The organism is Paenarthrobacter sp. GQ52, from assembly GCF_059759005.1.
In genome coordinates this window covers 122,618-130,529 of record NZ_JCAXEJ010000011.1, presented here as the reverse complement: position 1 = coordinate 130,529, position 7,912 = coordinate 122,618, and the positions used below count along the sequence as shown (strand labels likewise).

At 61.7% G+C, this 7,912-nt stretch carries 6 protein-coding genes and 1 pseudogene; 2 read left to right on the top strand and 5 right to left on the bottom strand.

What is annotated here, in order from left to right; translation table 11 throughout:
* From AC6CH8_RS15170 to AC6CH8_RS15155, 4 genes and pseudogenes are all read right to left on the bottom strand, one after another.
* A pseudogene (locus AC6CH8_RS15170) lies at nt 1-405 on the bottom strand (hypothetical protein); the annotation flags it as partial.
* Nucleotides 406-502: 97 nt separating this feature from the next.
* Nucleotides 503-1,759: an alpha-L-fucosidase gene (locus AC6CH8_RS15165; protein ID WP_498191367.1), complete on the bottom strand. Its 1,257-nt coding sequence runs from the start codon at nt 1,757-1,759 to the stop codon at nt 503-505.
* Nucleotides 1,756-2,370, bottom strand: a complete 615-nt coding sequence (locus tag AC6CH8_RS15160; RefSeq protein ID WP_498191366.1) for a TetR/AcrR family transcriptional regulator — start codon at nt 2,368-2,370, stop codon at nt 1,756-1,758. The genes AC6CH8_RS15165 and AC6CH8_RS15160 overlap by 4 nt, the downstream gene beginning before the upstream one ends.
* Entirely contained in the window at nt 2,367-3,434 is a 1,068-nt protein-coding gene (locus AC6CH8_RS15155) for a saccharopine dehydrogenase family protein (RefSeq protein ID WP_498191365.1), read from the bottom strand. The genes AC6CH8_RS15160 and AC6CH8_RS15155 overlap by 4 nt, the downstream gene beginning before the upstream one ends.
* Nucleotides 3,435-3,520: 86 nt before the next feature.
* Between AC6CH8_RS15155 and AC6CH8_RS15150 the strand changes: the two genes are divergently transcribed.
* A complete protein-coding gene (locus tag AC6CH8_RS15150; RefSeq protein WP_498191364.1) occupies nt 3,521-4,885 on the top strand; it encodes a cytochrome P450 in 1,365 nt (454 codons plus the stop codon).
* Here the strand turns inward: AC6CH8_RS15150 and AC6CH8_RS15145 are convergent.
* A complete protein-coding gene (locus AC6CH8_RS15145; protein WP_498191363.1) occupies nt 4,857-6,272 on the bottom strand; it encodes a M20/M25/M40 family metallo-hydrolase in 1,416 nt (471 codons plus the stop codon). The genes AC6CH8_RS15150 and AC6CH8_RS15145 overlap by 29 nt on opposite strands.
* Nucleotides 6,273-6,388: 116 nt before the next feature.
* On the opposite strand from AC6CH8_RS15145, the gene AC6CH8_RS15140 reads away from it, so the two are divergent.
* Entirely contained in the window at nt 6,389-7,861 is a 1,473-nt protein-coding gene (locus tag AC6CH8_RS15140; protein WP_498191362.1) for an aminotransferase class I/II-fold pyridoxal phosphate-dependent enzyme, read from the top strand.
* Nucleotides 7,862-7,912: the final 51 nt, after the last annotated feature.

Below are 7,912 nucleotides of genomic sequence, written 5' to 3'. Positions count from 1 at the left end.
TCGCCGCGCCAACGCCACCTGGGCACCCACCCCACTGCCACGCTCCGAAACAGGAACACCCGCCTCGGCCTGCTCGGCACGCTGGGCAAGATCAAAAGCCACAGCAACCCGCGCCTGCAAAGCCGTGATAGCCGACTTCATCTCCTCCAAAACCCGCAACTGCTCAATCAAGTCCCCACTCACAGAGCCGGCCTCAACCACGCCGGCCGAAACCGCGCCGGGCTGAACAGGACCCGCCGGGGCCGTACCGGGCTTGCTAGAGTCGCCTAGGCCTGGACTGGCCAGCCCGACAGCGCGCGCCTCGTTAGCCGGCGTCGGGACCCGAGACGTCAGGCCGCGAGACGAGGCAGGAACAAGCGCATCCGCCACCCCTACGCCCGCCTGCTTATCCCCAATCCGCTCCATGCCCTAACTCTGGCAGCAGCCACCGACATTATTAGCTCCCGGCAACCGACCACAGCAATTCGGGGGTACAGGTCGGCGTACAGAAGGGAACGGAGAACTATTCCGGCGCGTCCGTTGGGGCTTCGTAGCCTTCGGGGATGGCTGGGACTCCAGCCTCCAAAGCGCCTCCATAAACCCGTGCGGAGACCAGGCGTCCGCCGTCACCCGATACCTTCACCTGCAACTCCGATGCAGTAATAGCCGGCAGCTGATGGATCCGCCGGTTCCCCACAGTCATCGCGTACAGAAGGTCGGCTCCATCATTGGACACCACATGACGGGTAATTCGCTGTCCGGAACGTAAGTCCTCCACCAGCTCCAGATGGTTGAACGTGACGGGAGCCGGAAACCTCAGGGTCGCTCCGCCGTCGTGATTTTCAACCGACGCTTCCACAGCACCGGAGAGACGACGATCCCGTTCAGCCTTCCACTCCTTGAGCCTCGCGGAATCCTCGTCCGGAATGAGTCCACGGGTATCTGGAGGCAGGTTCAGGAGGAGGTTCGCACCCATTCCCACGGATTGGTAATAGATGGCGAGCAGGTGCTCCACGGATTTCGGTTCGTCGTCCGGATGCCAGAACCAGCCGCGACGGATGGAGACATCGCATTCCGGCGGCAAGTAGTGTTCGGCATGCAGCCCGGAGCTGGAGTCCGTGTACTGGGTGTCGGATGTGCGGTCCACAACGTAGTCCACGGGATCAGACGCCAGTCCGTTCTCGTTGCCTACCCAGCGAATGGTGGGCTGGCCCATGTTGAAGATCATGGCGTGGGGCTGGTGTTCCTTAACTACAGCGATGATCCGGTCCCAGTCATACTCACGACCCACCGAGCCTGCGCCGTCGAACCACAACTCCATGAGCGGACCGTAGCCCGTGCAGAGTTCCGTGAGTTGCTGGACGTAGAAATCGTCGTAGGCGGCGGGGTCGCCATAACAATCAGCGTTCCGGTCCCATGGGGACAGGTAGAGACCCAGACCGATCCCCTGCTCCGCACAGGCGTCCGCCACTTCGCGGACGACGTCCCCCTCTCCGGCGCGCCACGGCGAGGACGTAACTGAATAGTCAGTGGTTGCCGTCGGCCAAAGACAGAATCCGTCGTGGTGCTTGGCGGTCAGGATCAGGTACCTCGCACCTGCCTCTTTCGCCGTGCGGACCCAGCTGCCGGCGTCGAGTTCTGCCGGGTTAAAGGCCGACGCCGGAACGGTGCCGTCGCTCCACTCCTTGCCGGCAAAGGTGTTGATGCCAAAGTGGATGAAGACGCCGAACTCCAGCTGCTGCCAGCGGAGTTGGGCCGGAGTGGGCACAAGATGAGTCACTGGGCGGGTTCCTGTCCGTGGATCAACCATTGTGCGGCGCGAATGATGGCTTCGTCGGCGGGCTCAGTTCGCAAGCCCGCGATGTCCGAGCGTGTCACAGCCGCCCCCTCGAAGAGGCTCACGATCGCGGAAGCGACACCGTGGAGTTCCGGCTCCGGTAAGTCCGGCCTCCCCCGCCGCACAACGCCGCCCACATGAGCCGCATACTGCGCATAGAAACTCCTCAACGCATTCGCCGCCTGCTGATCCGCGGAGGCCAAGGCCCAGATCTCCAGGTGCATCTTCACGTCCTCAAGGGCGGAGTGTTCGTGCAGCAGTGCCGTCAGAAGCCGACGCGAATCATCCCGGGTCAGGCCTTCCACCGAGCTTGCACCAAGGTCGAGCCCGGCCTCCTCCGCGAGCCGCTGCAATGAGTTCTCCAGGCTTCGCTCAAGGACCGCCCGGATCAGGTCTGCCCGCGTAGGGAAGTAATGCTGCAAGTGCCCGATCCGTACCCCGGCAGCTGTGGCGAAGTCCCGCATTGCCGCGTTGGCATTGCCCTTGGTGACCAGAACTTCTTCCGCAGCGTCAAGGAGCGCCGCCTTTCGCAGGGCGCCCTTGCTTTCGGTCATGACCTCAATATTGTCACACCGTGTGATTCAAGCTCCGCGAGCCGGGACACAGGATCCGGCGCGGATTCGGGGAACGAAACGCCGGCCCTCGCGCCCTCTGCAAGCACTGTGTGCAGACCCAGCAACCCACCCAGCGCGGTCAAATGCGCCTGGCCTTGCGGATCGGAAATAACCGCAGTTCGTGTTCCGGCCGGACCTTTCACATCTATGCGTATATGTGCCGTTCCGCCTGAGCCGGGCGAATACAGCAACGAGCGACGCAGCGGCGCCCACCGTTCCCCGCTACCCCAGCGGAACAGTCCCACCGCACGCGCGGCGAGCAACGCCGTCGTGGATGTATTGGAACTGAACCCAATCCGGGTTGCCACCGATCCCGCTCCGATAGTCAGTGGCAACGTGAACTGTTCAGGTGTGTCGAGCCGCGCCACCTTGGTTCGGTGCCCGGCAATGTCCACCCAGCGCGCGTCAGTCAGGGGGCGTACGACGGCGGCCTGACCGCCTTTGCGTACTTCATAGTCCAGTCCCAGCCGGTCCATGAAGTCCACTGAATCGGCTCCTGCCTGATCGTTGATGTCGTAACGGATTGCGACGTCGATCCGGTCCCCGCCGCCTGCATCCTGGGCCAAGGCTGATGCGACGATGTTGGTGACCCCGCCCATCCAACCCGAACTCAGCAGTACAGGAGCGGTTGGCCGCAGGAGGGTGGCCTGGGTGAGTGCCCGGGTAACGCGGCTGGTCCAACGGGTGACGTCAACATACGGAATCCCGGCGCCGACGGCAGCGCGGAGCACCCTGTCATCGGGGTCATTGACGGTGCTGATGACTGCCCGGACCTTGGCGGCAAACGGCTCCGCCTGTTTGAGGTCCCACTTCTGCACTGTCACTTTTTGTTGCTCACCGGGAACGTTGCTGCTGATCAAATGGCTGCCGCGATCAGGGTTCCTCCCCGTCAGCAGCAGGGGCCATTCGGCTGCTGCGAGTCGGGTTAGCGCTGTTCCGACGGTGCCGTAGCCGCCGGCGATCAGCACGGGGCCAGTTGTATCGAGCTCGAGGAAGTCGTTCATGGAATCATTCTAGGTCATATGACCTATTTTTACAGTCGATCCTTGAAAGTCAGGGATCGCTTGAAAAAAATAAGTATGCTTAGGACATGAGTAAGCGTGCCTCATTGCCGAAAGCTTCGGTGCTGGACACTATGGCTTTCCTCGCCGACGTCTTCCTGCCAACTGTGGCAAAGGGTCCCATCAAGCGCCGACCGCGAATGGAAGCCGCCTCTGAACGGTTCCGGCTGGACGGGAGGGCGATCTCGCGGATGCGGAAGTTGCGGCTTAAGTATCCCGAGGGGCCCCTACTTCTCCGATTGCCGCTCCGGGACCAAGCCGTGGCCCTCAGACCCTCCGAAGTCCATACGATCCTCGAGAACTCCCCCGAACCTTTCTCACCTGCCAGCAGTGAAAAACGCGGAGCCTTGGCGCACTTTGAACCCCGGAATGTGCTGATCTCCGCAGGCCCTGAACGATCCGTCCGGCGGGCACTTCAGGAACAAGCCCTGGACACGGAAAGCCCTGTTCATCGCTTTGCGGACCACTTCCTCCCCGTCATCCGGGAGGAGATAGAACAGCTTTTGACCGGTCTTCCGACGGAGGAGCAACTCGATTGGGAAAGGTTCTCCGCCGCCTGGGAGCGCATAGTCCGGCGCGTAGTCTTCGGTACTGACGCTGCGGACGACGTCGAACTAACCCGCAAGCTGGCACGCCTGCGCAAGGATGCCAACTGGTCTGCGCTAAAACCTATGCGAAACAGAACACGCACAGCCTTCCTGTCAGCAGTTCGGGAAAGGATGCTGGCCGCCGAGCCCGGCAGCCTCGCGCACACTCTGAAGGATCATGATCCATCCGCAACGGCCGCACCCGTGGACCAGATCCCCCAATGGCTTTTCGCATTTGATCCGGCCGGGATGGCCACCTTCCGCACGCTCGCCCTTTTGGCCTCCCACCGGGACCAGCTTGGGAGGGCAACGCAGGAGCTGGATGAGGTTACGTCCGGGCGCAAACACCTGCCCTACCTCAGGGCATGTGTCCTGGAATCGCTTCGGCTTTGGCCCACAACGCCCATGATCCTGCGCCAAACCACCCGGGAGGTCAGGTGGGCAGAGGGAACCATGCCCACTAAGTGCGGCGTCCTGGTTTTTGCGCCGTATTTCCACAGGGACAGCCAGCTACTTCCCGACGCCGATCGGTTTCGACCGGAGTTGTGGCTGAATCAAGGCGTCGAACAGGGCCAGCGTCCTGAGAAGGGCAAGGACTGGGCTCTGGTCCCCTTTAGCGAAGGACCAGTCCGTTGCCCTGGCCGCCAGCTCGTCCTGCTGCTGACCAGTGCCGTCCTCGCCCAGTTCATTGAGCGAACTGATATTCGGCTCACCCATCCCGGACGGCTGGGACCTGACACAAATCTTCCCGCCAACCTCAGCCCCTTCTCGCTCCGGTTCACGGTCCGGAGGAAAGATGCGAGGTGAACTGCAACTGCGCCAGAAAGAGCGCTTCCGCTAATATCGCGTTCCTGAGTTCGCCCAGGTGGACCGATTCGTTGGCACCGTGGGCACGGGAGTCGGGGTCTTCCGCCCCGGTGATAAGGATGGAACAGTCGGGCTGCTGTTCGGCGAGCGCCGCGGCAAAGGGTATTGATCCGCCAACGCCCATCGTGACGGCGTCTGAGCCCCAGGCTGTTTCCAAGGACCAGAGGGTTGCCTGGACCATCGGATCATCGGAGGCAACGGTGAAGGGTTTGCTCCGCGCTCCCGGAATGAACGACATTTCCGCACCAAAAGGGGTGTGCCGTGCTGCGTGCCGCCTTACTGCTTCCATCGCTTGGTGGGGGTCGCTGCCCGGAGGCAGCCGGAGACTGAACTTCACGGAGGCTTCCGGCAGCAGAACATTACCCGCCGTCGCTATCGGTTGGGCATCCAGGCCTACGAAGGAGAGCGCAGGCTTGGTCCACAGCCGGGAAGTGAGTGACCCACTGCCCGCCAGTTCCACCCCTGTGAGAACGCCTGCATCACGCCTGAAGACGTCCTGATCCATATCCGGCCCGCTTCCGGAACGTGAAACCAACCCTTCTACCGCCACAGCTCCGTCGTCGTCATGAAAGCTGGCCATGAGCTTCGCCAACACGGTCAGCGCATCCAGCACCGGGCCGCCATAGGTTCCGGAATGCAGGGCATGATCAAGGACTCGAACCCGGATGATGCCGTCCACCAAGCCCCTCAGGCTGGCCGTGAGAGCTGGCGTCCCTACCTTCCAACTCCCCGAATCTGCCACGATGGCCGCCTCTGCACTGAGCTCACTCCTGTAGTCCTCCAACATCCCGGCCAGGGTTGGCGATCCCGCTTCTTCCTCTCCCTCAATGAAAATGCTGAGGCCGAGGCCGTGCCCCAACCCGAGTGCCGCGTCCACCGCTTGGACGGCTGCGAGGTGCATGACGATGCCCGCCTTGTCATCGGCTACACCACGCCCGAAGAGGCGGCCACCGCGCTCAACTGGCTCAAACGGCGGAGTCGCCCAGGCTTCGTTTGGACCGGACGGTTGCACATCATGATGGGCGTAGAGCAAGACCATGGGAAATCCCGGCGCCGCAGATCGCTTGGCCAACACGGCGGGTGCACCGGGGACGCCTCCGTCCCCCAAGCTACGAACGATGCGCGCATCTGGAAAGCCCGCTCTCAGGAAGAGTTCACGAACCTGGGCAGCGCTCAGTTCCAACAGCTCCCGGTCAAAGCCTGGCCATGCCACTCCCGGGATTTTGACCAATTCCCTAAGCACCTCAATGCACACGGCCATCTTCGAGTCCACAGCTGTGGCGATTGCATCCACAGTGGTCTGCGGTAGTTGCCGTTGAATCGTCATTTTGTGATTCACCTCGCCGCTTGAGGGGTACGAAGAAGAAGAGTTCGATGAATGGATTGCAAGTTTACTTACTTCCCCAAGCATGTACTTCCCAACCGCGAGGAATGGAGGACACCATGGACCAAAGTGAAGCCCCACTATTGGATGCATTGGCCGAGTACCACCGACTCAACCGCTACGGCTTCACCCCGCCTGGCCACCGCCAGGGACGCGGCGCCGATTCCCGGACCTTGGAGATCATGGGCTCCGACCCCTTCCGTTCCGATGTCCTTTCCACTGCAGGTTTGGACGATCGCAAGTCCTCGGGCGGATACCTTAGCAAAGCCGAGGAACTCATGGCCGAGGCTGTGGGGGCCGACAAGGCGTTCTTTTCAACCTGCGGCAGTTCCCTCTCAGTCAAGGCGTCCATCCTCGCCGTGACCAAAGGCAACGGCGACCTGCTGATTGGGCGCGACGCACACAAGTCTGTGGTGGCCGGAATCATTCTGTCCGGACTGCAGCCGCGCTGGATCCGTCCACAGTGGGACCGTGACCTGCACATCGCTCATCCGCCATCCCCTGAAGAGGTGGAAAAGATGTGGCAGCGCTATCCGGATGCCGCTGCAGCGCTCATCACGAGCCCGACTCCTTACGGGACATGTGCTGACATTCAAAAAATCGCTGAAATCTGCCACTCCCGTGGAAAGCCACTGATCATCGATGAAGCCTGGGGCGCGCATTTACCGTTCCACGATCGGCTACCTACGTGGGCGATGGATGCCGGCGCCGACATTTGCGTGGTCAGTGTCCATAAGATGGGCATGGGATTCGAGCAGGGGTCCATCTACCACCTCCAGGGAGACCTGGTGGATCCGGTACGACTGAGCCAGTGCGCGGATTTGCTCTCCACCACCAGTGCCAATGTGATGATCTATGCGGCAATCGATGCTTGGCGCAGGCAAATGGTTCAGGAAGGGCAGGGTCTGCTGGAAAAGGCACTGACCCTTGCCGAGAGCGTCCGAGGCGACATTGATGCAATGGATGGACTGCACGTCTTGGGGCCGGAACTCATCAAGGATGAGGCATCCCACGATTTTGATCCCCTGCACGTCCTGATAGATGTGGGTGAGCTGGGTATCAGCGGATATCAGGCCGCGGACTGGCTGCGCACCAACTGCCGAATCGATGTCGGCCTCAATGACCACCGGCGCATCGAGGCAACCCTGTCCCAGTCCGACGACGAAGAAACCAGCGAGCGCTTGTTGGCGGGCCTGCGGCAACTCATCGATGCCGCACCGCAGATGCCGGAACCATCAAAGGTCCAGCTACCGGAACCGGAAGACTTGGAGATGGAAACTGTTGTGCTCCCTCGGGATGCTTTTTTCGGTCCCGTGGAGAACGTGCCTGCCGAAGAGGCTGCTGGTCGTATCGCGGCGGAACAAATTACGCCCTATCCTCCAGGCGTTCCGGCAATCCTGCCCGGCGAAAAGATCAACGCGGCTGTGGTTGATTACCTACGGACGGGCGTTGCAGCGGGAATGGTTCTTCCGGATCCAGCAGACCCATCGGTCAAAACCATCCGGGTGGTGGCGCACCAGCGGGACAAGTAGGCCACCATATCCTCTTGGTGATGAAGCGGGCACTGTGGCTGATGAGAAACC

What these genes read in the sequence shown, in the direction of transcription:
- AC6CH8_RS15160 (WP_498191366.1), bottom strand. Translation starts at nt 2,370, where the DNA reads ATGACCGAAAGCAAGGGCGCCCTGCGAAAGGCGGCGCTCCTTGACGCT.
- AC6CH8_RS15155 (WP_498191365.1), bottom strand. Translation starts at nt 3,434, where the DNA reads ATGAACGACTTCCTCGAGCTCGATACAACTGGCCCCGTGCTGATCGCC.
- AC6CH8_RS15150 (WP_498191364.1), top strand. Translation starts at nt 3,521, where the DNA reads ATGAGTAAGCGTGCCTCATTGCCGAAAGCTTCGGTGCTGGACACTATG.
- AC6CH8_RS15145 (WP_498191363.1), bottom strand. Translation starts at nt 6,272, where the DNA reads ATGACGATTCAACGGCAACTACCGCAGACCACTGTGGATGCAATCGCC.
- AC6CH8_RS15140 (WP_498191362.1), top strand. Translation starts at nt 6,389, where the DNA reads ATGGACCAAAGTGAAGCCCCACTATTGGATGCATTGGCCGAGTACCAC.